The following is a 24576-nucleotide window of genomic DNA, read 5'->3' as shown; positions in this document are numbered from 1 at the left end:
GTGCCGGTAAGCGTCGATCTCGAAAAATGCGACGGCACGGCGGAGTGTCTGAAGGCCTGCGCCTTCAACGCGCTCGAGGTGCGCGACGGCAAATGCGTCATCTTCGAGAACTGCGTGGATTGCGATGTATGCGTGCGCGCCTGCCCGACGGATGCGATCATCTCGTCCACCGCACCGGTCGCGGCCGGCAAAGCCCGCGTGCTGACGGTGGACTTCGAAGACGAATCAGGCATCGCGCGCGTGGCCGAGCGCATCGCGCGAAAAGCGGAAGCCGCCTCCAGCGCAGTGCGCATCGACGTTGCAAACGCAGGTGACGCCGCGCAAGCACTCGCCGAGTTTGCTCGGACTGAAGGCGCTACGCTTATCATTCTGCCGCATGCGGGCGCAGGCGATGCCATCGCCTCCAGACTGGCCGCGACGCTGAATGCGACGCTGCTCGCCTGCTGCTCCGACATCGGCGTGGACGAGGACGGTGCGCTTCGCGCGCGGAGACCGCGCTATCGCGGAGTGGTCGAAGTCACAAGCCGCTGCCCCGCCGGCTTAACCGTGGCGACACTTATCCCGCGAGGCGTCACGCACTTCGCCGCGACAACGCTCCCTACCGGGGCTAAAGCCCCGGCACTACAAACCTTGGCTCCGGCACTACAAACCTTGGCTCCGGCACTACAAACCTTGGCTCCGGCACCAGAAACTTTCGCGCAAGAAGCACCGATTGAGCCGGATACGATGGCGCGGCGCGTCGTCGCGATCGCGGCCGATCTCGATCAAGCGACCACAGAGGCGGCGCGGGCTTGCGCGAAAGCGCTTGGCGCTACCGTCATCGATCCTAACGCCGTTGCCGGCCGATCGTATGCGCCCGACCTCTACGTCGCTTTTGGCGTGAACGGCTCGACCGAGCACAACACGGCAATGCGTCGTGCGCGCGTCATCGTCGTCTTTGTCGAGGACGAACGCGCGCCGATCGCTCAAATCGCAGACTATCTCTTGATCGGCAGCGTCGCCGACCATGCCCGAGCGCTGCTCGCGGCCTTATAGGACGTACTCCGAGCTAGCGCTCGGAACGCTACATTAGATGGCTAGAACAGGCTCTTGATCAGACCGCCGTCGACGGCGATCGTCTGCCCCGTGATGTAGCGCGCCGGCTCGCCGCACAAGAACGCGACCAGCGGCGCGAATTCTTCGGGCGTGGCGACACGCCGGATCGGCACCTCGGCGGCTGCGGCTTTGTGAATCGCATCTTCATCGCCGTAGATCTGGCGCAGCCGATCGGTCAGAATGCGGCCGGTCGCAATCGCGTTGACCGTGATGCCATCCGGCGCGACTTCTCCGGAGAGCGTTTTCAACGCGGCGATCAGCGCCGTGCGAAACGTGTTCGAAAGCGCCAGCGTCGGGATGGGCTGCTTGACCGACGTCGAGGTCAGCGCGACGATCCGGCCCCACTTGCGCCCGCGCATCTCGGGCGTGACGGCGCTGATCAACTGCAGCGCGCCGCGAAGAATGCCCCGATAGGCAGTGTCGAAGTCCTCGAGCTTGAGATCGAGGTAGGTTCCCGATCTTGGACCACCGCTATTGACGACGAGGATATCGATAGGCCCGAGGTCTGCGCGAACCTTGCCGAGCAGCGCATCGATCGAGTCTGGGTCCTCGAGGTCGAGCGCGAACGGACGGGCATCTGGCGCACCGCGGCGTTTAGCCTCGCGCGCGACGTTTTCGAGGCGATCGAGACGGCGCGCCGCCACCGCGATCTTAGCCCCCTCGCCGGCTAGCTGAAGCGCCACCGCCTCGCCGAGGCCCGAGCTGGCACCGGTGACGAGCGCGACCTTGCCGCGAATCCCTAGATCCACATCACCAGTTCGGCAGGTCCAAGCGTCATTGGCTGGGAGCCTGCAAACCCGTGATCAGCAGCGCGGCTGCGACCGAAAGCACGAAGAGCACGAGAAAGATAAGCGTGAAGGTACGGATGATCCGTTGACGGGTTTTCTTCTTAAGTCTGTTCCACACCCTAAGGCCTCAGCGTTTCTTGGCCGGCGCATTGGGCGTTCCCCACAGCCGCTCGAGGTTGTAAAACTCGCGCGTCTGCGGCAGAAAAACGTGGAGGATCACCGCACCGTAGTCAACGAGGATCCAGCCGCCTTCATTATAACCCTCGGTCCTCACCGGCGCGCCGTACTCGTCTTCGCAGGCCTCGACGACTGCGTCGGCGATGCCGCGCGCTTGGATCAGCGAACGACCCGTGGCTAGCACGAAGTAGTCGGCGAAGTTGGCGCGGCGGCGGATGTCCAACATGACCACGTCTTCGCCCTTTTTCTCCAACGCGGCGGTGCGGCAGCGCCGCGCCAGTTCGAGCGCTTGCGCGTCGTTGAGCGCTCCCACGGTGTCGCGAGTCGTGGCGATGCCGTTTCGCTGCGGCGCTAAGAATTCGCTTCGCGCGATGAAGCGTTTGGCTCCGCCGAGTGAAGGCCGCGCGATGCGCGCTTTTTTCTTGCGTGCGACCACTGGTTTTGCCCGCTTCGGAGCCCGGGACTTAGGACGTTTTGCCATATCGTTCTACCAACGCGCGGTACGCCTCCATAGTTTCGGGCGCAACGGGAACGCTGCGCTCTCTCAGGTATTCAATCGACGCTTCGATGCACGCCAGCATGCCCTCGTCGAGCGAACGCAGCGCCGCCGCTTCGAGTTGCGCGCGCTGCGGAAATTGCCGGCACGGTTCGAACGTGTCCGCCAGATACAGGATTTTTTGAAGATCCGTCATGCCGGGTCGCGCCACGGTGTGCGTCTCGATCGCGGCGGCCACGTCCGGATCGGTGACGCCGAACTCCCGGCGCGCGATGTCCGCGCCGACCCGCGCGTGCAACAGCGTCGGAGCACGCCGTTCGCTCTCGGAGACCGGCAAGCCGTGCCGGAGCGCATAGGCGAGCAGCTCATCAGGCGGCCATTCACGGGCCGCGTCATGCAGCACGCCTGCGATGCGCGCCTTCCAGGTCGGGAGGCCGTAGCGGCGAGCCAAACGCTCCGCCGTGCGCGCCACCGCGAGCACGTGGCGATAGCGCGGCCGCGCAAGCCGTTCTCGCATCGCAGCGCACATCGCGAGAAGACGTGCTCCAGATCCGGCTTCGGCGGAAGAATCTTCGGAGGGAGGCACTGCTTGCAGACGCGCCGTCAGTCGAGACTCGCTTTCAGCGTGTTCAAGCGATTGCGGTAGATCGCGCCTTTGAGGTTGCCGGCCCACATCACGAGCGCGTTCTCATCGTTGTCCGAATAGTAGCCGCGCCGCGTGTTCACGATGCTGAAGCCATACTTCTTATACAGGCGCTGCGCCGCGACGTTCGACTCGCGCACTTCGAGCGTGATCCAGGACGCCCCGCGTTCGATCGATTCCTCGAGCAGCCGGATCAGCATGCGCTCGCCGTATCGGTGGCGCTGATAGTCCGGCTCGACCGCGACGGTGGTGATATGCGCATCTTCGAGGATGACCCACAAACCGCCGTAGGCGATGATCTTGTCGTCCGCCCGGCCCACGAAATAGTGCGCCAGTTTGTTCTCGGTCAGTTCGTTGAGGAAGGCGTTGCGCGGCCAGGTGGTGACGAAACACAGGTTCTCGACCCGCAGAACGTCCGGGATGTGTTCGAGACTCATGGGTTCGATGTCCAGCGTTCGCGGGAGCGATTTCATTGGCGAATTTGGTTCGCGCTCCCGGAACATCGGCCCCCCTGCGCGCTACGGCACGTAGGGCGCCTGCCCGTAGTCGATCTCCAGCGTGCGCCAGTCGCCCGACGCCCCCGCCTTGCGCGCTTGCAAGCCGAGTTTGGCCACCTCGCGCGCGCGATCTCCCGGCGGCCGCTGCGCAAAACTGCTGCCCACGACGTGCGGTGCATCCACGCTGCCGGGCATCTCGCCGTACAGCGTCACCGGCGCGTCGCCCGTTCCTGCGGCGACGCGAATCGCCTCGGCCATCGCCGTTCTGTCGCCGCGCACGAAATCGAACGGTGCGTTCTTGTGGGCACGCAAGCGAGCGTAGTAGAAACCGCGCTTTCCCGCCACAAGAGCTACGCCGGTGTGGGTCGGCTCGTGCCCGGCTTGCGCGACATCGTAAGCGGACACGCCGACGAGCGGGATGTCGCGCGCTTGCGCGAGCGATTTGGCGAACGCGACGCCGATGCGCAGACCGGTGAAGGATCCCGGGCCCACGCACACCGCGATAAGCGCAACCCTGTCAAGAGACATGCCGGCGTCGCGCAAGACGCGCTCCACGCAGCCGAGCAGCGATGCCAGCGCCTGCTCTTTGGTTGCGCCCACAAACGCGCGAGCGCCGTCCAGGATGGCCGCTTCGACGGGCCCTGACGTGGAGATGCCGAGCACCGCATTTGCGCGGTTCATCCTGCGCTCTCCGCTGCAAGGGCGTCGACGATGGGTGCGCCCGTGCCGAAGCCGGTTACTTTCGCCACCCGGGCCTCGCCGTCGATGCTCAAATCGATCTCGACGCGATCAGGCGGCCATGCTCCCTCGGCGTTGTCAGGCCATTCGATCAACGTCACGGCGTCTTCCGAGAAGTACTGGGAAAGGTCCAGATCGTCGATGTCGCGCTGTTCGACGATGCGAAAAAGGTCAAGATGCCAGACCGGTATGCGGCCGTCTGGGTACGAGTGCGCCAAGACGAAGCTTGGGCTGGCCGCGTGACCCGCGCCGATGGCCTCGACGAAGCCCTCGACCAGCGTCGTCTTTCCGGCGCCGAGCGGCCCGCGCAGCAAGATCGTGAGGCCTCGGGGGCTGGCTGCGGCGAGCCGGGCTCCGAGCCGCTCGGTATAGGACGCGGTCGGTAGCGCGCTGGTGAACGATGCCATCGCAGTAGCAAGTGTGGAGCGGGGGCTTCAGCTCCTGCTAAAAGAGCCGTTTTGGCGGGAGGCAAGAGGCCCAAAATCGAACCCTGACCTGTTAACGTCTGTTGATGCTTTTGCTCTAGAAAAGGCTACAATTCATCTGTGTCTCCGCGCGACGACGCTCGTTCTCGTGACGGCAGCGGCAAGAAGCCGCGCCCCGAAGTAAGTTTCGAGGAATACCGCCACAGCATGCCCTCCGACCGGGTTCTGACGGTCAACATCGAGGACGAGATGCGCAGCTCGTACCTCGATTACGCCATGAGCGTGATCGTGGCGCGCGCGCTTCCGGACGTGCGTGACGGCCTCAAACCCGTCCATCGGCGCATCTTGTACGCCATGTCCCAGATGGGGCTGAACCCCGACAAACCCCATCGCAAGTGCGCCGGCACCGTGGGCGAGGTGCTGAAGAACTATCACCCCCACGGCGACACCTCGGTCTACGACGCGCTCGTGCGCATGGCGCAGGATTTCTCGTTGCGCTATCCCCTCATCGCAGGTCACGGCAACTTCGGATCGATCGACGGCGATCCGCCTGCGGCGATGCGCTACACCGAAGCGCGTCTCGCGCACTTGGCGCTGGAGATGCTGGCTGACATCGACCGCGAGACCGTTGATTTCGTCCCCAACTACGATTCCTCGTCGCGCGAGCCCACCTTGTTGCCCGCGCGCCTGCCGAATCTGTTGGTCAACGGCTCTTCGGGCATCGCCGTCGGCATGGCCACCAACATCCCGCCGCAGAATCTCACCGAGATCTGCGACGCGCTGGTCGCCATGATCGAAGATCGCGACATCAAAGACAACGAACTCTTGAAAATCGTGACCGGTCCGGATTTTCCGACCGGCGCACTCATCTTGGGACGCGACGGCATCAAGCAAAGCTACCTCACGGGACGCGGCTCGCTGCTTTTGCGCGCAAAGCACGAATTCGAAGAGATACGCGGCGGGCGCCAGGCCATCATCGTGACGGAGATCCCGTTCCAAGTCAACAAATCGCGGCTCTTGGAGACCATCGCCGAGATGGTCGCCTTGAAGCGCACCACCGGCATCGCCGATCTGCGCGACGAGAGCGATCGCAAGGGCATGCGCATCGTGATCGAGCTGAAGCGCGACGTGCCCGCGCAGCTCGTTTTGAACCAATTGTACCGGCATTCGCCGCTGCAGACCTCGTTCGGCGTCAACAACGTCGCCTTGGTCGACGGCCAGCCGCGCACGCTCACGCTGCGCCAGATGCTAGACGAGTATATCCGGCATCGCATGATCGTGGTCACGCGGCGCACGCAATACGATTTGCGCAAGGCCAAAGAGCGCGCGCATATCTTGGAAGGCTATCGCATCGCGCTTCAAAATCTCGATGCGATCATCAAGCTCATCCGCGCTTCGAAGACCACCGAAGAAGCGCGCGAAGGCTTGATGAAGAAGTTCGAGCTGACGGAGATCCAGGCCAACGCGATCCTCGACCTGCGCCTGCAGCGCCTTGTCGAACTCGAGCGCCTGAAGATCGAAGAGGAATACCTCGCCCTGCTCAAGACGATCGCCAATCTCGAGGAGATCCTGCGCAGCGAGCGGCGCCGCTACGCGATCATCAAAGACGAGATCGGCGCGCTGAAGAAAAAATTCGGCGACAAGCGGCGCACGCAGATCGTGGAAGCCGAGGGCGAATTCGCGATCGAGGACCTCATCCCGGACTCGGAAGTCGTCATCACCGCGACGTCAGGCGGCTACATAAAGCGTCAGAGCGTGGACGTGTTCCGCTCGCAGAACCGCGGCGGGCGCGGCATCTCCGGTCTGGCGCTGAAAAAGGAAGACGTCGTGCGGCGGCTGTTCTCAGCCACCACCCATCAGCACGTCCTCTTCTTCACGAATCGCGGACGCGTCCACAGGCTGCGGGCGCATGAGATTCCGGACGCCTCGCGCCAAGCGCGCGGCACGGCGCTGGTCAATCTTCTGACGTTGCCGCCGGGGGAAACCGTTTCTGCGGTGTTCCCCGTGCGCAAACTCAAGACCGAAGAATACTTGGTGATGGTCACCAAAAAAGGCTACATCAAGAAGACCGCGTTGTCGGAATTCGGCAACGTGCGCCGCTCGGGTCTCATCGCGATCAATCTCATGCCGCACGACGAGCTGTTGAGCGTCACGCTGACCGGCGGCAAGGCCGAGCTGATCCTCGCCACGACCGGTGGTTACGCGATCCGCTTCGACGAGAAGACGGTGCGGCCGATGGGCCGCGCCAGCCGCGGCGTGCGCGCCGTGCGTCTGGGCTCGCGCGATCTCGTACAAGCGATGGACGCGGTGAGCAAGGATCGGCGCGAGGTGCTGATGATCACGAGCAAAGGCTACGGCAAACGCACGCAGATCGATCGCTATCGGAAAACCAACCGCGGCGGCAAGGGCATCAAAGCGTTCGCCAAGACGTCGAAGAACGGCGAGATCGTCGAGCAGATGTTGGTCAAGCCCGACGACGACATCATGCTCATCTCGGCGCACGGTGTGGTCATCCGCACGAAGGTTTTCCAGATCCGCGAGACTGGGCGCTCTGCGCAGGGCGTGCGGGTCATGAAGTTGGACGAAGGCGACAGCGTGATCGCGGCGGCCAATATCGGCCGGCGCGCTGAAGAAATGGAAAAGATCTCAAGCGTAGCCACGGACCTTTAGGTCCGTGCATGCTTGTAAAGGGTTCTATACCCCCTCGGACAACGTGATCTGCATGAAGCGCCTATTCGTGGCGTTGGTTTTCTCCCTCTTCGTTTTTGCTCAGACCCCGCCGGTTAGCGCCGATATGACCGGCGGCATCCGCGGCACGGTCGTGAACTGGACGGGACCGTGGGCAGGGGCAGAGGTGCGGGTCATCTGGCCCGAACGGAGCATGGCGGCGAGAACAAACGGTCGCGGTGAGTTCGCGATTCTTGGTCTGCAACCCGGAATCAGCACGGTAGAAGTCTGGTCGATTGGTTATCCGACCATCATTGCCAACGTCCTCGTTTGCGAAGACGCCACGCGGCCTCTTCACCTTGTCCTCGCTCACGTGCCGCCCCAACGGGAACCCCCGTGCCCCGAAGGTTTGCTCTGTACTTACTACACGGTAGAGCTGCCGCCGCCGCCTATCAAGGACTTGCGCTGTTGAAAGGACTTTAGCGCCCAGGCGCGGATGCGTGCGGCCATGAGACTCCACGTCATGTCGGATCTGCATCTTGAAAAGGCTCCCATCGAGCCTTTTTCCGTTCGTGGCGACGTGTTGGTGCTCGCCGGCGATATCGACACGCGGCCCGGCAGCCTGCGCGATTTCCTCAAAACATTTCCGGGCGACCTACCTGTGATCACAATTCTTGGCAATCACGAGTTCGACTGCCGCGTGTTTTCCGAAGTGCTGCCGATGTACCGCGAGGCGCTCGCGCCGTTGCCAAACGTTCACCTGCTTGAGAATCAAAGCGTCGAAGTCGGCGGCGTGACCTTCCTCGGCTGCACGTTATGGAGCGACATGGCGCGTGGCGCGGAAGCGCCGGCGATTGCGCGATTGCTCCAGTATTTCGAGATGAAAGAAATAACGGTGCCGGACTTGATGGACTACCATCAGCACAGCGTCGATTGGCTGCGAGCTTCCTACCCGAAAGGAAAACGTGCGGTGGTCGTCACCCATATGGCGCCGTCGTTGCGAAGCGTCAAGCCGCGCTATGCGGGGTCGCCGATCAACGGCTTCTTCGCATCCGACCTCGAGCCGCTTATCGCCGAGCTCGGCCCGCCGCTGTGGATCCATGGACACATGCATGACGCGATGGATTACGAGGTCGGCGCGACGCGCATCGTCTGCAATCCGCGCGGGTATCCGGAAGAGAATCCGCGCTGGACGCCGGATGGCGTGCTGGTGGACGTGCCGGACTAAAGTCCGGCATACACATTAGGGTCCGGCATACCACTTACTATCCCGGCGCATAGCGCTTAAAGGCAGGGCCGCTGGGCGGCTCGAAACTGCTTGCTCCAACGCCAAAGGAGAGCATCTTGAGTCAAGTCCCAGCCGTCAGCCAAGCCACGTTCGATTCCGAGGTGCTCAAGTCGAGCAGCCCGGTACTGGTCGACTTTTGGGCCACGTGGTGCGGGCCGTGTAAAATGGTCGCGCCGGTGGTCGACAAGATCGCAGAGCAATACAAGGGCCGGCTAAAAGTCGTCAAAGTCGATACGGATGAGAATCCCAACGTCGCCGTGCAGTATGATGTCCACGGCATTCCCTGTCTCATCCTGTTCAAGTCGGGTGAGCCGGTAGACCGGATCGTCGGCTACGTGCCCGAGAAGCATCTCGCGACGATGCTGGAAAAACACCTCGCCGCCGCGTAGCGCGGCGCCGCCATGCGCGACATCCCCGCCGTTCACCGTTTCACAACCGATCCTTCGATCGCCGCATATGAGTCCGTCCTAGGACGCTCGGCGGTAAAGTCACGGGTGCACGACGTGCTCGAGGAGGCGCGCTCCTCGGGCGATAGTGCACCAGCCTTCGAAGCGTTGCGCGATCGAATGCTGTCGCGCTTGGCCGTAGCTCAGGCCCAAGGGCTCGTCTCGGTGATCAACGGCACCGGGGTTCTGTTGCATACGAACTTCGGGCGCGCGCCGCTGGCCGCTGCCGCGTTGCAAGAAGTGTCGCGCCTCGGCGCCGGCTACACCAACCTCGAATACGATCTGCAACTCGGCGAGCGCGGCAGCCGGCACGACCGCGTCGCCTCGCAGCTGCGAGAACTCAGCGGAGCGCAGGCCGCTCTCGTGGTGAACAACTGCGCGGCTGCGGTGCTGCTCGTGCTCGATACGTTCGCACGCGGACGCGAGGTCGTCGTGAGCCGCGGCCAGCTCATCGAGATCGGCGGTGGATTCCGCCTGCCCGAAGTGCTGGCCAAGAGCGGCGCCGCGCTTGTCGAAGTCGGCACCACCAATAAGACCTATGCGCGTGATTTTCGCAATGCGTGGAATGCGAACACCGCGATGTTCATGCGCAGCCATCAGAGCAATTTCCGCATGAGCGGCTTCGTCGCTGATGTGGATCCCGCGGCGCTGGCAGCCCTGGCCAAGGAACTCGACGTGCTCTCGTTTGAGGACCTCGGCAGCGGCGCGCTCGTGGACTTGCAGAGTTTTGGCCTTCCTCACGAGCCGACCGTAGCTGAAGAGATCGCCGCGGGTCTCGATCTCGTCGCCGTGTCGGGCGACAAGTTGCTTGGCGGACCGCAATGCGGCATCATCGCGGGCAGAGCCGATCTCATCGACGCGCTGAAACGCAATCCGCTCCTGCGAGCGCTGCGCGTGGACAAGATGACGCTCGCTGCGTTGGGCGCGACGCTTGCGGCGTACCTCGAGCCCGAGCGGCTTACCGAGCTGCCGCTTTTCGCGATGCTCGCGCAAAGTGCCGAGCACCTGCGCGCTCGCGCTGACGCGCTGTGCGCCGAACTCAAACGCCGCGTTTCCGACGCGCGCATCACCGTGCTTTCCACGACCTCGACCACCGGAGGTGGTACCCTGCCCGATGCAGCGCTGCCATCCGCGGGCATCGGTATTGAGAAGCCGGCGGCCGGACCTGATGCGCTGGCGCAATCGCTACGGCGCGCGAGCCCACCCGTCATCGGGCGCATAGAAGGACCGAAACTCGTCATCGATCTGCGCACGGTCCGAGAGGCGGAGGAGCCGCAGCTCCTCCAGACGCTGGTAGGGGCGCTAAGCAGCAGGACCTGAAGGTCCCGCTCGACATTTAGGGGACTACAGGTTCCTGTTCCATATGCACATCATAGGCACGGCCGGGCACGTCGATCACGGCAAGAGTTCGCTCGTCATCGCACTGACGGGGCATAATCCCGACCGCTTCATCGAAGAGCGCGAGCGCGGCATGACCCTCGATCTCGGCTTCGCTCCGTTGCGTTTCGACGATGGCGTTGAGGCCGGCATCATCGACGTGCCCGGGCACGAGCGCTTCCTTCACAACATGCTTGCGGGCGCCGCCGGCATGGAGCTGCTGCTGCTGGTCGTCGACGCCGCCGAGGGCCCGCGACCGCAGACGCTGGAGCATCTCCACATCCTCAACGTCCTCAACGTGAAGAGCGCGATCATCGTGTTGACCAAACGCGACCTCGTGGGGCCGGACGAACTCGAGATCGCAGGCGCGCTCACGCGCGAGGTCTGTTCGAATACGTTTGCCCACAGCGCTCCGGTCATCGCCGTCTCGAACACGACCGGCGAAGGCATCGAGGACTTGAAGCGCGCCATCCACGACGCGCTGGTCTCCTTGCCTCCGCGCGACCCGGCGGCGCCCGCTTATCTTCCGGTGGATCGCGTCTTTGCGATGCCCGGCCACGGCACCGTCGTCACGGGCACGCTGATGCAAGGCACGATCAAAACAGGTGACACGCTCGCATTGCAACCGAGCGGCCTCGCGGCTCGGGTTCGCAGCATCCAGGTGTTCGGCAAAAAAGTCGATGCGGTCAGCGGCGGGTCGCGTGCCGCGCTCAATCTTCCGGGCATCGGCGTGTCGGACATCCACCGCGGCGAGGCGCTTGTCGCGCCGCGCGAGTTCAAGCCTTCCAGCAGCCTCGCGGTGGATTTCACGCCCCTGCTCGGTGCTGAGAAACTCTTGAAGCGGCGCACGCCGGTGCGCGCTCACATCGGCTCCGCGGAGATCCCCGGCTCGCTCATCTTCGATGCCGGCGTTCCGTCCGCTGCACAGACGGCGCGCGCGCGGCTCGCGCTGTCACGCCCGGCGGTGTTCTATCCGGGAAGCCGGCTCGTGCTGCGCAGGCTGAGTCCGAAGAATCTGCTCGGCGGAGCGGTGGCAGTCGCCGATGTGGCCGACGGAGTTGATGCAGTCGACATCGCGGCCGACGAGGGCGCGTCTCCCTTGCTGCGAGCGCTGCGAGCCGGCGGCCTCGCACCGGTTGAGCTTAGCAGACTCGCTGCCGCGTCGAACCTGGTCCTCGAAGCGGCCAAGGCGGAAATCGAGCGGCTGATCGAGGACGGCCGCGCGATCGCGCTGCAGAAGCCGGTGGCGTACCTTTCGCGCGATGCCTTTGACGGCGCGTTTGAACTCGTTGCGCGCTGGCTCGCCGACATCCATCGAGACAAAGCGTGGCTCGCTGGGGCGACATCGCAGGAAATGGCGCGATCGCTCGGTGTGGACGAGAAGTTGATGGCGCGCCTGCTCGACGCTTGGCAGCATGACGGGCGGGTCGTCCAAGGCGGCCGCTACTGGCGTTTGCCCAGCTTCACGCCGTCGCTCACGCGCGAGCAGCGCTCTTTCTTCAGCACCGCGCTCGCAGCGGATCCTGCAAATCCGCTGGTGCCGCATTCGCACGACGGTTTAGCCGTCCAGCTAGCGGCCGCCAAGATAGCGGCACTCGATGAAGCCCTCGAGTCGCTCTATGCGGCGGGCGCGCTCATCCGCATCGGCGATGACGTGTATCGCCGCGAGCAGATCGATAGAGCGCGCAGGCTGCTGGAACAGACGTTGGTGCGCGGCGTAAGCGCGACGATGGCCCAAGTGCGCGATGCACTTGGAACGTCGCGCAAGTACGCGCTGCCGCTCATGGAATATTTCGACGGCATAGGCCTGACCATTCGCGACGGCGATCTGCGGCGTTTGCGGCACGGGGACCCCGGGGCTAAAGCCCCGGCACTACATGAGAAGTAAGTTTCTCATGAGCTTGGAGGACAACGGCGACTCGTGCGGCGTAGTTGGACGACCCACTCGTGGGAGAAGTATGGGGCTGGTGCCCCTGCTGGTCTTCAAAACCGTCAGCGGGGTTGTCAGCCTCTGCCGTCCGGTATCAGTTGCTGAGGTTGTCTTCGGGCAACCTCTCGCGGCCATGCCGTCCAGTGACATCTACCTGCAAGGTCTCGCAAGGACTTCGTTAGCAAAATGTTTGCTGACTGCGCGCTTAGCAGAGATGGCTTATTGGGCCGCTATGACCGAGGGTCACGGCCTGCCACGAACGTCATGATTCCGGCGATGCGCGCTCCGCTAAAAGAGACTTGTAGACGATGCTCTCATCTGGGCATTCTTCTGTACCCAGAGCAATTTTCTCAACCTGACGGAGGGCTACAATGGATGAAGCCATTATCGCTGGGATAGTTATTCCAATGCTGCAGTTTGTGGGCGGTGTCAAGGATGCAATCTAGCGACGTACACAACTACGCTGATGTTGCAACGATTGTCGCATCAATCGTTGTGGTATTCGGTTCTGTAATTGCTCTTTGGCAGGCAGTTAGGTCCAAAAGAGCTTTGCGAGAGAAACGTAAGCGCCTTGAGAACGTTCTTCGAAGCGAAAAGCAAAAACAAATCGATAATGGGCAGCGCACGGTGCCATTTCTCATCTCAAGAACTGGGCTTACCGAAGAGGAAATCATGAAGGCCGGTGTCGACAATCCGCTAGTCCGCCGAGTAGTCAGCGTGAACTTCGACGGTAAGGCAAGGCAAGTTTTATTCGAATATGTAGGTGACGCGAAGAATTGATCAAGTCTTAGTTGACCGACGTAACCGCTGTAGGAGGTATGATCGGAGTCTCGGAGTCTCGACCTCTGGTCCCTTTAAGGGGCGCTGCAACCAGCCATCTACATTGGTCTTTTTTAGGCGATATTATATTTGACGTACCCAAACTCGGGTGATATGATGGGCTTCCACGGGCGTGCTTCCTGGTGGAGTGCCAAGCCTGTCAAGCAGACGCAGGGGGTTCGATTCCCCTCACGTCCACACTTCACGTACAGCAAGGTGGAGTAAGGGGATCCACTAGGGCTTGGTGGTCCCCTTGAAATCTAGGTCTAGACAGTGTAGAATATGTGGGACAGGCTTGGCACTCGCCAAGAGTCGGAGCTGGAAGCGGAAACGCCTCCAGCTCTTGCGTTTTATGGCTTCTTTGACCGCTTCGGCGGCACGATCTTCTTGAATGCCTGCTCGAACGATTCGCCAGACTCGTCGCAGCCAAGCTCTTTGGCCTTGTCGATGAACCGCCGCGCTTGAGCCATATCACCCGTTTTCGCTTTACGTCGCCGCATCGGACGCCTTCTTCTTATCGTCGAACATCGGCAACGCCGTGCCGGGCGGCGGTTCGGGTGGGCGCTTGACCTTCAATAGCTCGCCGTCTACCCGCTTGATCTTACCATCGAGCGGGAGAATGTCGTTTTTATCGTAGGTATGAAATTCGTCGAGATTGTTGAGGGCAGCCGTCGCAAGGTGAATCGCGTCGTTCGGCTTGTTGAGGTATTGTCGCAAGAGCGCGCGAGCGAACGTGGCGATCTCCACCGTGACCGCAACCCGTACAACAAAGTCCTGAGAAAGTAAGTCCAGGAAGGCTTGTTCCTTATCTGCCGGCAACGCGGTCTGCGCTCCTCCGCACTTCACCTTGTAGACTTCGGCGATAGTCAGCGCCGAGGTCCATATCTGAATGCGTCCGGCTTTAGCTTCATCCAAGACGTACTGACACGCGATAACCTTATCGGCCTCACCGCGAATGAGGCCGATCCAGGCGCACGAATCCCAATAGACTCGCTTAACGGCCAAGCTCGCCCTCTCGCAGCCGTTCGAGGTATTCAGCCGCGTCCAGGCCGTCCGTGAATTCTGGATCGCGCAAGTCGTCTATGGTCACGTCGCGCGGCGGGGGGATTATCGCGACCGATTCCGAGAGGACGCGCATGATCCTGCCCTGGTCATCGTAGTTGAGAGATCCGTGTACGCTCACGCGGCGATTGTGCCAAACGTCGTCAGCGTGAATTGCCGCATTGATCTTCTCGACGGTATCCTGGGTGATCGTGCAGATAATTTCAGCCCCGGTCCCGTGCTCTTTTATGCGTATCGCTGGCTCACTATAGTAGGTCGTAATATCGATGAGGTTGCCTTCGACGGCCCCGCGCTCCGTGTGACGATGAAATTGATGGATGGGAGCCTGCTCTAGTTTCGCGATAGACTCTTTCGCCGTAGGCGGGTCAATACGAATCGCAGGCTCGTCCTCATCGAAGATTACTTCGGTGGCTCCGATCCCGTTGAAGTTGCGACGGATAACCGCGGTCGCAATGGCAACCTTCTTGGCCGACCACGCTCGCGGCATTCGTCCATCCCTCAGCTCTCGCAGGTTCTTCGCAAACGACTTGATTTGCGCGGTAGCGAGAAGACTAATGTCCACGTCCGAATGAAGACTCACGGCTTCCGCCGTAACGACGAGCGGGCTGTTCGCGGAAGCAAGAATCAATCGCCAAACGACTTCTCCGCTGTCCTTGCCCTCGGGCGTGAGCAAAGTAAACTCATCCAGGACCTGCCTCATCGCGTCCTGGATGTCGAGAACGTCGGGGTGCTCTTTGGGAGCTTCGACCTTAACCGTTACTCGCTTTGCCACTTCTCCCCCCGGTCTTTTGCCAATGAGTCCCTGTAGGTCAGTCGCCTACCAACAATACCGTGCAGCGCCGTTTCGGTTCTTAGCTCATCGCTTTGCGAACGCTCGTTGTATCGAAAGTCAAATTCCGCAAAGAATAGCGATGTAGATGTTCCTTAGCGCAGTGCTGGTATATGCCTTTCATGCCGCGCTTGAATATGGAGAAGTATCCCTCGATGGTGTTGGTGTGGACCTTACCTCGCCCGACTCGCCTTGGCCGTGTTTGACAACGCCGTGGTCGGCGAACTCACGCTTCAAGTGCGTACATTGCCCGGCCTCGTCTGTCATAACGTGCGTCTCGCGATCAATGTTGTTTCTTAGGATGGGGATTACGGTTTGCGCGCTCAAGTCATCAATGACCATACTCCGCGCATGGCCAGTCTTTCGGTCAACCAGGGCGAGAATCTTGTGCTTGTGCGCGTAGCCCCGCCCCCTCTTGGCGCCCCTGGGCTTCACGCTGCGGTCGTTGCCGATGAACGTCTCGTCAACCTCAACGATGCCGCCGCGCCCGCCCGCTGGGGACAGTCCACCCTGGCGCATGGCTTCGCGGATGCGATGCGCCATGAACCAGGCGCTCTTGAGGGTGATGCCTAGCGTCCGTTGCAATTGGTTCGCGCTGATGCCCTTCTTGCTGCTCGACAGCAAGAACATAGCCTGCAGCCATATACGCAGCGGAATATGGCTGTCCTCGAAGATCGTTCCGACTTTCACCGTGAACGGCTTGCGGCAATCATAACACTTGTAGACGCCGATGCGGGTACTCTTACCGCTCAGTTTACCGGCATGACCGAAACAGCCACAATGAGGGCAGACGGGACCGTGCGGCCAAATCCGCTCCTCTACCCAGGCGTAGGCCGCTTCCTCGTCGTGGAACCGCTTGTCGGAGAGTATGGACTTTCCCATACCCGAAGTATATCACGTACCCCTGGGTACGTCAAATATAATATCGCCTTTTCTTAAGCCCTCAAATGACCAAAGGCCAGCCAAGCCTTGACGAATGTCGGGAATCGTCCGGATAGTAGCGAAGTAACGGACATGAACGACTCCATCCCGCCAACGCCCGTCCATACGTCGCCCCTTGTATTTATCTGCCACAGCTCATCGGATAAGGATCGCTTTGTGCGACGTCTCGAAGCGGGACTGCGCTCAAGGCACGTTAAGACCATTTTTGACGAGCGCGATTTCACCCTCGAATATTCGCTGCCAGATGCGATGTTTGAGAAGGGCATCGGCGCGGCAACGGCAGTTGTCATGGTCTTGTCTCGTGCTAGCCTTCGAAGTCCGTACGTTGCCGCCGAGCAGGAGGCGGCGGTAATGCGACGCATAGAGGAACGCGTCCCAATTCTGCTTCTCATTCTCGACAATCTTTCGAGTGCGGAAATTCCCATGTCGTTGCGCTCGCTTATCCGTGTTTACGTGAACGCAGACGACGATACTTCAGTAGAAAGCGCGATTGCAAAGACGGCGAACAGCGCCCTTGGCGTGTCGTTCGAGCAAGAACTGGGCCCGCCACCGCCGTGGATTACCGCCCCGCTTCCGGCTCTCACTAGTGAACCGCTTGACGCCGCCTTGCTTGGCGTCGCGGTGGCCGCGGCTCTAAAGGGCGATGCCGAATCGTTTGTAGCGCGAGAATCTTACTTCGCAGAAGCTCAGGGATTTGAACGCAGCAAAGGAGATGCGGAAGACAGCATTCTCGAGCTTCGCCGCTTGGGCTGGCTCGAGGACTACAACTGGTACGGAGCGGGCCGAGTCGCACGCCAGTACCGAGCGACCCGACAAGGAATCAGTAGGTGGCTCACCGGCACGGATCCGAGTTACGAAGAACGGCTTCGCATCATCGGCGCCTCGTTAGTCAACGACGGATGCCGCAGCAATTTTGAGGCCCAAAGGAAGACAGGTTATGACCTGCCATTGATCAACCACTATTTCGATGAGCTTGAGGCGCGCGGCCTTATTGAAATTCGGCCCGTCGCAGCTGGTGGAATGCGGCCGGCCAAGGCAACTGCGGCCCTTCGCCGCTTCTTGAAGCAATGAAGGGTGCAGCCTCAGCCGCTTCGGACAGCGTTAACAACCTTCAGCCAGATTTAGCGGTACTCGTGGATCAGCTGGAGAGGTGGTCCCCAATAGGATTTGTGCGCGAGCTCGAAAATGTCTTGCTAAGAGCCGCCAATAGCCCCATCGACACGTCCGATATCGAGAGCCAGATCGACATGTGCATTGAACTGGTTTACCGATTCGACGGCGTCGTATTGAAATTGAAAGGGTCCGAGATCCCTGGACGCGCGACCCGTCGGAGAGTCGATTCTCACGTGATAGGCGACGCACTCAAGCCAGTAGTGCATGCGCTGAAATCGGCAGGCACGCTTTTGCTTCAAAAACACAACACCGTGAACAGTGCCGTTGCGCGATGGCAGGCCGCTGGAATTTTGAAGAGCCAATTGAGCGACGAAGCGCGCGCGGAGGTGATGCGTCTTCAGGCAGATGCGGATGCATGCGTTACAGCTGGCGTGCGAATACAGGAAGCGATCGATTTCCTCACACGCTCCTAGGTTCGTCTATCGTGCCAGGGCTAGCATCCGCCACAGGTTCTTACCGCGGTATCGGGCTTTTCCAGAGGAAATTGGCGACGCGGGTAGACGGGACTCGAACCCGCGACCCTCAGCTTGGGAATTTGATTCAACGGTATTCCACTGACTATCCGCCAACATGTGCCAACGCCCGCCCTGTAAAGGTTTGGCGACGATCTTGATTCCGCCGACATTCGCCGAAATACGCTGATATTCGCCCATCAGGCTACAGTCAGGCTACATTGGAGACGGATTCTCTGTGCCTGAGTGCCCACGTCCGGTTTGCCTAGGGGCTCAATACTATCGACCGAGAGGGCTGGTACCAATTGAAGACCTTGTGCCAAGCTGGGCGCGCAACTCTTCATAGGTTATATCTTTGGCAAAATGCTTTTGGAGCGCCAACGGTTTCCCCGCAGACTCCTTGTCGGTGAGGTCAATGGGAAAGTCTGCTTGTAGCCCTGTTCCCGGCAGTAGCACGCGGAGAACATACTTGGCCGGGAACAGGTTCTCAAAGAAGTACGATTGACCATCCACCACGGCTCGCGCAACTACATCCTTCGATATAGCGGAATTTAGCAGAACAAGCGCAAGACCTTCGAGTGGTAGGTGCCCCGCCAACGAATAGTTCGTCTCGATCATTGGGAACAAATGACCAAGAACGGCCAGCAGATGCCGGTCCTGGCCTTTAAGAATCGTCAGCGCGAACCTTGCATCGCAGTGCTTTGTCCTTAGCATTATATAATAGTGGCCCGGCGGAATGACTAAACTCACCGAATACAGCCCGCGATCATTGCGTTTGCTAGTGCTATTCACTAACACGTAGTCTTTTCCGTACGCTGTAGTACCCAAATATACAGCGGGGGCTTGGTTGTCCTCAGGGCAGTTGATCGCATTAACAAAAACGTGTGCGCTGCTTGGAGCAGCGTATTTGCTCGCGAGCGCGCCTGCGGCTTGAAGGGGGCTCGCTATCGCACCTACCAAGAAAGCTCCCCAAAGAGCCAGCTGTACGCTCAGTACTCTTCGGGCGATAGTAGCGTTGACCATGCACATGGGTGTCCCTTTCTAAGGCAAAGCCGGGGCGTGAAAGTTCCGCAATTCTAATATACTCCAGAGCATGGCCAGTTGCAGAGTATAGTTGGATCCAGATGATCCCAGGTTTGCATTTCTATGCGTCCAAATCGAGATGTGTACAACGTGATATCGAATCCCGCCGCATGAAGTGCCGCCAGCATCTCGGCATGAAAAGCAAGCCCCTTGCCCCCTTCGATATGCGAGTGCCAGTAGCCAACCAGGCGGGTGTTATCCGGAATATTGTCAACATTTATGCTGGTGTACCCGCCAATGGCGTCAGTACTGCCCGTGTCGTATTCGCCATTTTTCCCACCGTATCCGAACTTTTGGAGTAGTTTGCCGGTTGCCGGATCAATTCTTTGCCAAATGTTCGCGCCATATTCGGGCTCGCCACAACCTTCGATCTTACAGGGCGCCTTCTGGTCCGCCGCATACGCGGCGGTATCCTTGTAGTCGTAGTCGCCGTTCTTGTGTTCTCGATAGTCCTCTTTTACGAGGGCCCAATGATCCGAGTCGTCCGACTCTATTTGACCTTGCAGGTCTCCCTTTGCAAAACTTCCACCCTGGATTGCCATGACTGTTGGCATGAATCCCGTGGGATCCGAGTATCCGACCGGGTTGTTCCGATCATATGAATATGGCTTTTGGCTCATCGGGTCGTCAGTAACTCCCGCGAGTGCGTCGGGTGCCGTCCATGCACCGACCGAGGGGTCATAGCTGCGCACGCCCTGAATCATCACCGCGCCATCGGAAATGGAGTCCGTGCTGGGCTCATAGATCTGGTTGGCTGTCTGCAAATTGGTGTCGCAGATCGATTTGCCGTTGGGCGGACAGGCAGTGCTGTTCCATGGGAAAAATGGAGCGGCAAACCCGGACGTTGGAGTCGCAAGCAAGACTGGAGCGTTCGCGAATCCATGATTGGGGTCGGGGAAGTACCACGACCCCGTCCCCGTCGAGTTGCGCGACGAGGCGATCTGTCCTTTGGCATCGCGATCCCATACGGTCAGCCCCGCGTGCCCTGAATCCGCCGGCAAGTAGTCGGCGGCGTGGCCAATCTTGATGTCGTCGACGATTGTGATACCGAACGACGTTCTCGTAGTGAAGAGCGGCGTGCCGCCGTCCCAATGCAAGGTTTCGGTCCGGTAAGTTGGCGGCGCCGTGGAAGAGGTCAGCGGCGATAACCCAGCCATAATCGGGTGTCCGTTCGGTCCCCACTCGGTCCTATCGTTAAGGGCCCTGTTGAGGATCCCGGTCGAGTACCCGACGTGGTGATTCATGGCGTCGTACGAGCGATTCGGGCCGCTACCTTGCCCTATCCCGCCTTTAGTGGTCCCATCGCAGGAAGTTTGAAGTTGGCTCGACAGCTGGCTCGTCTGTCGGCCTGATTCATCGTAGTTTACGGTTTGGACCGTAAGCCCGTTGCTTTTCGCGTACGGATTGCCGTCGCATATCCCTGGATCCGGCGGCGGCGGTGGAGTGGCGTTCCAGTTGGCTCCTATTGAGGTAGCTGGCCGAGCATCGAACGCCGGAGTAATGCGGGGCGCTTGCGTCGGATAGGCGTAACCGTTGGCGCTCTTTGTCGTGTCGACCACCTCGCCGCGCGTGTTGTAAGAATGGGAGAATGTGGTGCCTCCCGAGATCGACGCCGAGACCGTTGTGCTTGTGATGTCGCCTTCGGGGTCGTAGGTATAACCGGTGTAGGTCCCGGCTGGAATGGCGTAACTCGCCAACCGTCCGTACGAATCGTAGGACCGCGATGTCGCGTTGGTTCGCAGCGGGTCGCTCGTCGTTTGTAGCCGGCCTGCGTTCGTGAACGTCGATGAAAATGCATAGGCGACCGAGCCATAGTTGAATTTCTCTTGCGACAGCAGGCCGTCAGGCCGATATGAATAGGCAAAAAGGTTTGATTGTTGCAGGGCACTGGACGCGCCTCCAACCGACAGCGTCGAACGCGAACCATCCGGATAGTACCCATACGTCATAGTCGCCGGCGAGGTCAAGGTTCCCGAGCCCGAAAAGCCCGGCATGCCAGTACCGCCCGCCGGATCCGTACTGGTAAGCCTGCGTCCGACGGCGTCGTAAGTGTATCTTTGAGTGCCGACGAACGAAGAATTGATCGATGCCACCCGACCGTCTGGGTCATACGTCGTTTGCATCGAGGGTGTATAGAGCGCCTCGCCTCCGGAAAAATTTGCCGCCGTGACTCGGCCGAGCAGGTCGTATGTCGGCGTCGAGGTTACGCCAGTGCCGGTTGTACTGGAAGTCACGAGGCCGCGCGTCAAAGACGTAGCATCATAGGTAGTGCTTTGCGCCGTCATGCTCACCCCGGGCACGTATGTGTAGCCGGCCACTGGGCGGTCAAGGGCATCATAGGCCGTCCCCTTGGTATCGGTCCAGCTCTGTACGCCAGTGGCCGGTTGACCCGCCTCCTGAATCGGGTCTACAAGATACTCTTGGACCGCGAACAGGTTTCCGTGGGCATTGTACGTCGCGGTACCCCACGACGGTGCATTCATCCCGAGGCTTACGGTACCTTGGTTCTGTGTGAGGTCGTACAGATACCGTGTTAGCCACGAGAAGGCGTAGAAATCACTCTGGCCTTGTGGGAGCGCCACCTCAACGAGTCGATCTGCACCATCATAGTATTTTGTGGTGGTCCCGCTCGTGCCTCCGAAGCGGTGCATCTCGGTGATTTCATTGCGATCGGCATCGAACGTGTAAACCACGCCGGTGGCGTTGGAGTGCTGGAATGCGGTCTCTGTCCGCTGCACTTGTCCGTTTGCGTAATAGTATTTGTAGGAGGTGACGTTATCTGGATCAGTGGCGGCTATTAAACGGTTGAGCGCGTCGTACGCGAGCGACCAGCTGCCAACGCCTTTGGAATAGCTGGTCACGTTGCCGTGCGCATCGTAGACAAGAGACGCAGCGGGCGCGCGCAGGCTGCCGTCGTTTTGCGTGAAGGAAGCACCGGTGACGGTGGTCGGCAACCCATAGTCCGCGCCGCCTTGCGGCGCCACCGCGTAGGCGAACGTGGTCTGGTAGCCACTGGGTGCGGCCACCGTCGCCGGTTTGAGCGTCGACGTCAATTGGCCGTTTGGTTCGTAGCTCTGCGCTGTCCATGTGTACCGGGTCGCCCCAGTATCGCTAGGGCATAGACTATCGGATGAGGCGGGCCGAGTCGTCCAATCCAACCCTTTGGTGTGGACGTCAACCGGATCGCAGGAAGCCGTGACGTTGTTGTTGGTATTATAGGAGTACAGGCTCGTGGCCCGCATGTTGACCTGCGTGCCGTTGACGTTCGTGCTCGCTGAAGGCGCCGCTATGGCGATCGGGTTGCCGTTCGCGTCGTATGCGACATCCGTTTCGTCGCCGCGCGGGTCCACGGTCACTATTAGATTATTGTTGGCGTCCCAGGTCTGTGTCGTTGAGAGCGATGGCACACCGCCCGACGGATCTCCCGTAAAATCCGTACGACTGGTAACCCGATCTGAGGAATCGTAATTGTATGTCACCTGGTGGCCGTCAGTGTCGGCAATCACCGTGTTGCCCGTGCCGTAGGTGAATGAATCAGTGTAAAAATAGTATGGTGAGGCAGGGTGGCCAGCCTGCAGTTGCGCCGTCGAGTAGCCGTCATTGATCTGCAGGTCTACGTTAGCATAGAGATTGATCGCGCTGGTCTTGCTCCCATTGTACGAAAATACAGCGGCGCCGCCGTCGGTGCCGCCGGAGCGCACGTAGCGCGGGCCCATAACCCATTGCAATTGGTGGCCGGGCAGGTATGAATACTGTTCGGGTAGACTAGCGGCCACGTTGTTGCCCGGTCCGCTCACTTGCGTCAGGATAGGGCTGTGGCTTGCGTCGGAACTTATCTGGTAGCTATAGGTCACTGCCGTTGTGTTGTCCGGCCAGGTTAGAGTGTACAGTAGACGTGCGCAATTCTGCCCGTTAGCGTCACAGAAATTCGCGAACGTGAGTTTCGCGGTGCGGCCGTCCTCCGCAGTAACGGTTATCTGATTGAGTTTGGCCGAGGTAGATGCATCGCCGCCATCCCAGGCGTATGTGAAGGTCAGGTAATTGTTATAGTTGCGGCCGAAAATTTCTACGAGACGGCCAGAGTACGCCGCGGTGGAGCCAGTCAGCGCCGGGTAGTAGAAATAGTACATTGTCCCGGACTTTTTGACCCAGAAATAGCCGCCTTGACCGTTGGGATTGCCGTCGTACACGAGCTTGGCGTGCTGCCCTAGTGGGGCGATCCAGTTGCCATGGCCGTCGGGCGCGTAGTCGTAGCGCGCCCCGTCGATGTCGTAGACGCTGATGCCCGCAGGCGCTCCGTTATTGAACGCGATGTGCGCGTCGAACGTATTGGTGAAGCCGTCCCCGTAGTTAGACGGTATGCTGCCATCGGCGTTTGCGTAGGTATGATTGCTCATCGAGTTGTACGTGCGACGAAAAGCGAACTCGATGCCCTTGTTGGGAACCCCCATGTCGTCGGATTGCACGATCAGGTTGCCGCTGGCGACGTTGACCATGTACTTGCCGACGCCACCGATGCCGCCTTCTTCATATTCCCACCAATGGTTGATGCCCGTGCTATTAGGTCCCGTGGTGTCCACAGTCATCAGACGCAGCATGCTTTGAGGCCGCACGCCGCTGATGGGCTTACTGCTTGCGGTCGCCACGGGTTGCGGTCGAATGCTCTGCAACGCTCCACTTTGTGGTCGCGGGCGAATCTGCTGGAGCATGCGACTGGTACTACTCATCGCGCGTGGGTCTAGAGGAGGATTGAGCGGGTCCACTGGGCGCGAGAGCATTTGTGGAAGGTTCGCAGGCACCGCGGCCACGAGAACCAACGGCCGCTGTGACTGCGCAAACTCGGTTGGCAAGAAAACCCGCGGCGTGAAGTTCGGCGGTGGTGGTACGGCACTTGCCGGCCAAACGCTTGCTCCCGTACTGAAATGAGGTGGGTTAAGTGGCGGCTTACCCACCCTCTGTAATTGCGCTGCGGAAGCCGAGCCTATGAGCGACGCTGCCGACTGAAAAGACATAGCAAGTAGCACGACGCCGGTAATGAATCGGCGGATCCCCTCACGCATGACACACCCCAAGTTCCACGGAAAAGAAAAAGCCCGACCGGGTTCCTACACGGACGGGACTATGATTAGTGTAGCATATTCTAAGGGATCCGAGGTTGGCTACGGTTTTTGTATTGGTGGCGAACCGAATGGTACAGCACGGTATCCGGGACAACAGTTCCACAACCGAGAATCTTTGATGCGCTAGGAGCTGACTACGAGCACGCTGCGAGCGTTGGTCAGGTTGTAGTAGTCGTAGTCTCCGAAGTAATACGTGCCCGGCGTGACGCTCAGTGGTTGGGAAAAACACGGCAGCGGTGCGAGCCGCCCAGTGGACCATTGCGCCTGCGAGATTGAGTTTCCAATCTGTTGCTGCGTCGAAGTGGGGAAGCTGTACGGTGGTGCCGGAAAGCCGAGGGCATTCGGAAACCCCACCGCCGAATGGAAAATGGTCGACGGGCCGGTATTCTCGGCATTCACGAATTGGATGACGTCGGTCGAGTGCGCATTGATGACTGCAGCCACTTCTTACCAGACATTAGATAACACTTCGTAAGAACTCGTACCCAATCGTAGGGCCAATCGTGGATTCCTGCTCCGAAACTTAACG

23 protein-coding genes and 1 pseudogene are annotated in these 24576 nt (G+C 60.3%); 10 read left to right on the top strand and 14 right to left on the bottom strand.

What is annotated here, in order from left to right; all coding sequences use genetic code 11:
* Complete coding sequence (locus VN934_06015) at window positions 1-1035, top strand: hypothetical protein (protein HXM18350.1); 1035 nt, start codon at window positions 1-3, stop codon at window positions 1033-1035.
* 41 nt (window positions 1036-1076) lie between these two features.
* On the opposite strand, the gene VN934_06010 is transcribed toward VN934_06015, so the two are convergent.
* From VN934_06010 to tsaE, 7 genes are all read right to left on the bottom strand, one after another.
* Window positions 1077-1844, bottom strand: coding sequence for an SDR family oxidoreductase (locus tag VN934_06010; protein ID HXM18349.1), 768 nt, complete (start codon window positions 1842-1844; stop codon window positions 1077-1079).
* Window positions 1845-1869: 25 nt separating this feature from the next.
* Window positions 1870-2001 (bottom strand): hypothetical protein, encoded by a 132-nt coding sequence (locus tag VN934_06005; GenBank protein HXM18348.1) that lies wholly within the window; start codon window positions 1999-2001, stop codon window positions 1870-1872.
* A gap of 9 nt (window positions 2002-2010) precedes the next feature.
* The gene (gene rsfS, locus VN934_06000; protein HXM18347.1) at window positions 2011-2496 is read right to left on the bottom strand and encodes a ribosome silencing factor; all 486 of its coding nucleotides are present in this window, start codon (window positions 2494-2496) and stop codon (window positions 2011-2013) included.
* A 28-nt stretch (window positions 2497-2524) separates the two neighbouring features.
* On the bottom strand, window positions 2525-3073 hold the full coding sequence (gene yqeK, locus VN934_05995) for a bis(5'-nucleosyl)-tetraphosphatase (symmetrical) YqeK (GenBank protein ID HXM18346.1): 549 nt from the start codon (window positions 3071-3073) through the stop codon (window positions 2525-2527).
* Window positions 3074-3159: 86 nt separating this feature from the next.
* A complete protein-coding gene (gene rimI / locus VN934_05990; protein ID HXM18345.1) occupies window positions 3160-3672 on the bottom strand; it encodes a ribosomal protein S18-alanine N-acetyltransferase in 513 nt (170 codons plus the stop codon).
* Window positions 3673-3717: 45 nt separating this feature from the next.
* Window positions 3718-4377: a tRNA (adenosine(37)-N6)-threonylcarbamoyltransferase complex dimerization subunit type 1 TsaB gene (gene tsaB, locus VN934_05985; protein ID HXM18344.1), complete on the bottom strand. Its 660-nt coding sequence runs from the start codon at window positions 4375-4377 to the stop codon at window positions 3718-3720.
* Window positions 4374-4841: a tRNA (adenosine(37)-N6)-threonylcarbamoyltransferase complex ATPase subunit type 1 TsaE gene (gene tsaE, locus VN934_05980; GenBank protein HXM18343.1), complete on the bottom strand. Its 468-nt coding sequence runs from the start codon at window positions 4839-4841 to the stop codon at window positions 4374-4376. Before tsaE ends, tsaB begins: the two co-directional genes overlap by 4 nt.
* Before the next feature lie 225 nt (window positions 4842-5066).
* Here tsaE and gyrA point away from each other — a divergent pair, with 225 nt between their 5' ends.
* From gyrA to VN934_05945, 7 genes are all read left to right on the top strand, one after another.
* On the top strand, window positions 5067-7529 hold the full coding sequence (gyrA, locus tag VN934_05975) for a DNA gyrase subunit A (protein HXM18342.1): 2463 nt from the start codon (window positions 5067-5069) through the stop codon (window positions 7527-7529).
* Window positions 7530-7581: 52 nt separating this feature from the next.
* Window positions 7582-7998 carry a carboxypeptidase-like regulatory domain-containing protein gene (locus tag VN934_05970; protein ID HXM18341.1) on the top strand — a complete coding sequence of 139 codons (417 nt, stop codon included), beginning with the start codon at window positions 7582-7584 and terminating at the stop codon, window positions 7996-7998.
* A gap of 36 nt (window positions 7999-8034) precedes the next feature.
* Entirely contained in the window at window positions 8035-8754 is a 720-nt protein-coding gene (locus VN934_05965; GenBank protein HXM18340.1) for a metallophosphoesterase, read from the top strand.
* A gap of 116 nt (window positions 8755-8870) precedes the next feature.
* Window positions 8871-9203, top strand: a complete 333-nt coding sequence (trxA, locus tag VN934_05960; protein HXM18339.1) for a thioredoxin — start codon at window positions 8871-8873, stop codon at window positions 9201-9203.
* A 12-nt stretch (window positions 9204-9215) separates the two neighbouring features.
* Window positions 9216-10580: an L-seryl-tRNA(Sec) selenium transferase gene (gene selA / locus VN934_05955; protein ID HXM18338.1), complete on the top strand. Its 1365-nt coding sequence runs from the start codon at window positions 9216-9218 to the stop codon at window positions 10578-10580.
* A gap of 43 nt (window positions 10581-10623) precedes the next feature.
* Window positions 10624-12525: a selenocysteine-specific translation elongation factor gene (selB, locus tag VN934_05950; protein ID HXM18337.1), complete on the top strand. Its 1902-nt coding sequence runs from the start codon at window positions 10624-10626 to the stop codon at window positions 12523-12525.
* Window positions 12526-13002: 477 nt separating this feature from the next.
* Window positions 13003-13347, top strand: coding sequence for a hypothetical protein (locus VN934_05945; protein ID HXM18336.1), 345 nt, complete (start codon window positions 13003-13005; stop codon window positions 13345-13347).
* A gap of 389 nt (window positions 13348-13736) precedes the next feature.
* Here the strand turns inward: VN934_05945 and VN934_05940 are convergent, their stop codons facing one another.
* From VN934_05940 to VN934_05925, 4 genes and pseudogenes are all read right to left on the bottom strand, one after another.
* Window positions 13737-13886, bottom strand: coding sequence for a hypothetical protein (locus tag VN934_05940; GenBank protein HXM18335.1), 150 nt, complete (start codon window positions 13884-13886; stop codon window positions 13737-13739).
* Entirely contained in the window at window positions 13873-14391 is a 519-nt protein-coding gene (locus VN934_05935; GenBank protein HXM18334.1) for a PIN domain-containing protein, read from the bottom strand. The genes VN934_05940 and VN934_05935 overlap by 14 nt, the downstream gene beginning before the upstream one ends.
* Window positions 14381-15220, bottom strand: a complete 840-nt coding sequence (locus VN934_05930) for a hypothetical protein (protein ID HXM18333.1) — start codon at window positions 15218-15220, stop codon at window positions 14381-14383. Before VN934_05930 ends, VN934_05935 begins: the two co-directional genes overlap by 11 nt.
* A pseudogene (locus VN934_05925) lies at window positions 15205-16159 on the bottom strand (IS1595 family transposase). The gene VN934_05930 and the pseudogene VN934_05925 overlap by 16 nt, the downstream one beginning before the upstream one ends.
* Window positions 16160-16291: 132 nt before the next feature.
* Here VN934_05925 and VN934_05920 point away from each other — a divergent pair.
* Window positions 16292-17290, top strand: a complete 999-nt coding sequence (locus tag VN934_05920; GenBank protein HXM18332.1) for a toll/interleukin-1 receptor domain-containing protein — start codon at window positions 16292-16294, stop codon at window positions 17288-17290.
* Between the two features lie 62 nt (window positions 17291-17352).
* Window positions 17353-17805: a hypothetical protein gene (locus VN934_05915; GenBank protein HXM18331.1), complete on the top strand. Its 453-nt coding sequence runs from the start codon at window positions 17353-17355 to the stop codon at window positions 17803-17805.
* Between the two features lie 318 nt (window positions 17806-18123).
* Here the strand turns inward: VN934_05915 and VN934_05910 are convergent, their stop codons facing one another.
* From VN934_05910 to VN934_05900, 3 genes are all read right to left on the bottom strand, one after another.
* Window positions 18124-18873: a hypothetical protein gene (locus VN934_05910; protein HXM18330.1), complete on the bottom strand. Its 750-nt coding sequence runs from the start codon at window positions 18871-18873 to the stop codon at window positions 18124-18126.
* A 47-nt stretch (window positions 18874-18920) separates the two neighbouring features.
* Window positions 18921-23636 carry a DUF6531 domain-containing protein gene (locus VN934_05905; protein ID HXM18329.1) on the bottom strand — a complete coding sequence of 1572 codons (4716 nt, stop codon included), beginning with the start codon at window positions 23634-23636 and terminating at the stop codon, window positions 18921-18923.
* A 534-nt stretch (window positions 23637-24170) separates the two neighbouring features.
* Window positions 24171-24491 (bottom strand): hypothetical protein, encoded by a 321-nt coding sequence (locus tag VN934_05900; protein HXM18328.1) that lies wholly within the window; start codon window positions 24489-24491, stop codon window positions 24171-24173.
* Window positions 24492-24576 lie beyond the last annotated feature (85 nt).

The sequence above is a fragment of the Candidatus Tumulicola sp. genome, from assembly GCA_035601835.1.
Classification (GTDB): Bacteria; Vulcanimicrobiota; Vulcanimicrobiia; order Eremiobacterales; family Eremiobacteraceae; genus DATNNM01.
Note: the sequence above shows the minus strand (reverse complement) of the source record. Positions and strands in the feature narration are given on the sequence as shown.

Excerpts from the sequence above, each read along its gene's own strand:
- yqeK (HXM18346.1), bottom strand. The coding sequence starts at position 3,073 with ATGCGAGAACGGCTTGCGCGGCCGCGCTATCGCCACGTGCTCGCGGTG.
- rimI (HXM18345.1), bottom strand. The coding sequence starts at position 3,672 with ATGAAATCGCTCCCGCGAACGCTGGACATCGAACCCATGAGTCTCGAA.
- tsaB (HXM18344.1), bottom strand. The coding sequence starts at position 4,377 with ATGAACCGCGCAAATGCGGTGCTCGGCATCTCCACGTCAGGGCCCGTC.
- tsaE (HXM18343.1), bottom strand. The coding sequence starts at position 4,841 with ATGGCATCGTTCACCAGCGCGCTACCGACCGCGTCCTATACCGAGCGG.
- gyrA (HXM18342.1), top strand. The coding sequence starts at position 5,067 with ATGCCCTCCGACCGGGTTCTGACGGTCAACATCGAGGACGAGATGCGC.
- VN934_05970 (HXM18341.1), top strand. The coding sequence starts at position 7,582 with ATGAAGCGCCTATTCGTGGCGTTGGTTTTCTCCCTCTTCGTTTTTGCT.
- VN934_05965 (HXM18340.1), top strand. The coding sequence starts at position 8,035 with ATGAGACTCCACGTCATGTCGGATCTGCATCTTGAAAAGGCTCCCATC.
- selA (HXM18338.1), top strand. The coding sequence starts at position 9,216 with ATGCGCGACATCCCCGCCGTTCACCGTTTCACAACCGATCCTTCGATC.
- selB (HXM18337.1), top strand. The coding sequence starts at position 10,624 with ATGCACATCATAGGCACGGCCGGGCACGTCGATCACGGCAAGAGTTCG.
- VN934_05945 (HXM18336.1), top strand. The coding sequence starts at position 13,003 with ATGCAATCTAGCGACGTACACAACTACGCTGATGTTGCAACGATTGTC.
- VN934_05940 (HXM18335.1), bottom strand. The coding sequence starts at position 13,886 with ATGCGGCGACGTAAAGCGAAAACGGGTGATATGGCTCAAGCGCGGCGG.
- VN934_05920 (HXM18332.1), top strand. The coding sequence starts at position 16,292 with ATGAACGACTCCATCCCGCCAACGCCCGTCCATACGTCGCCCCTTGTA.
- VN934_05910 (HXM18330.1), bottom strand. The coding sequence starts at position 18,873 with ATGTGCATGGTCAACGCTACTATCGCCCGAAGAGTACTGAGCGTACAG.
- VN934_05905 (HXM18329.1), bottom strand. The coding sequence starts at position 23,636 with ATGCTCCAGCAGATTCGCCCGCGACCACAAAGTGGAGCGTTGCAGAGC.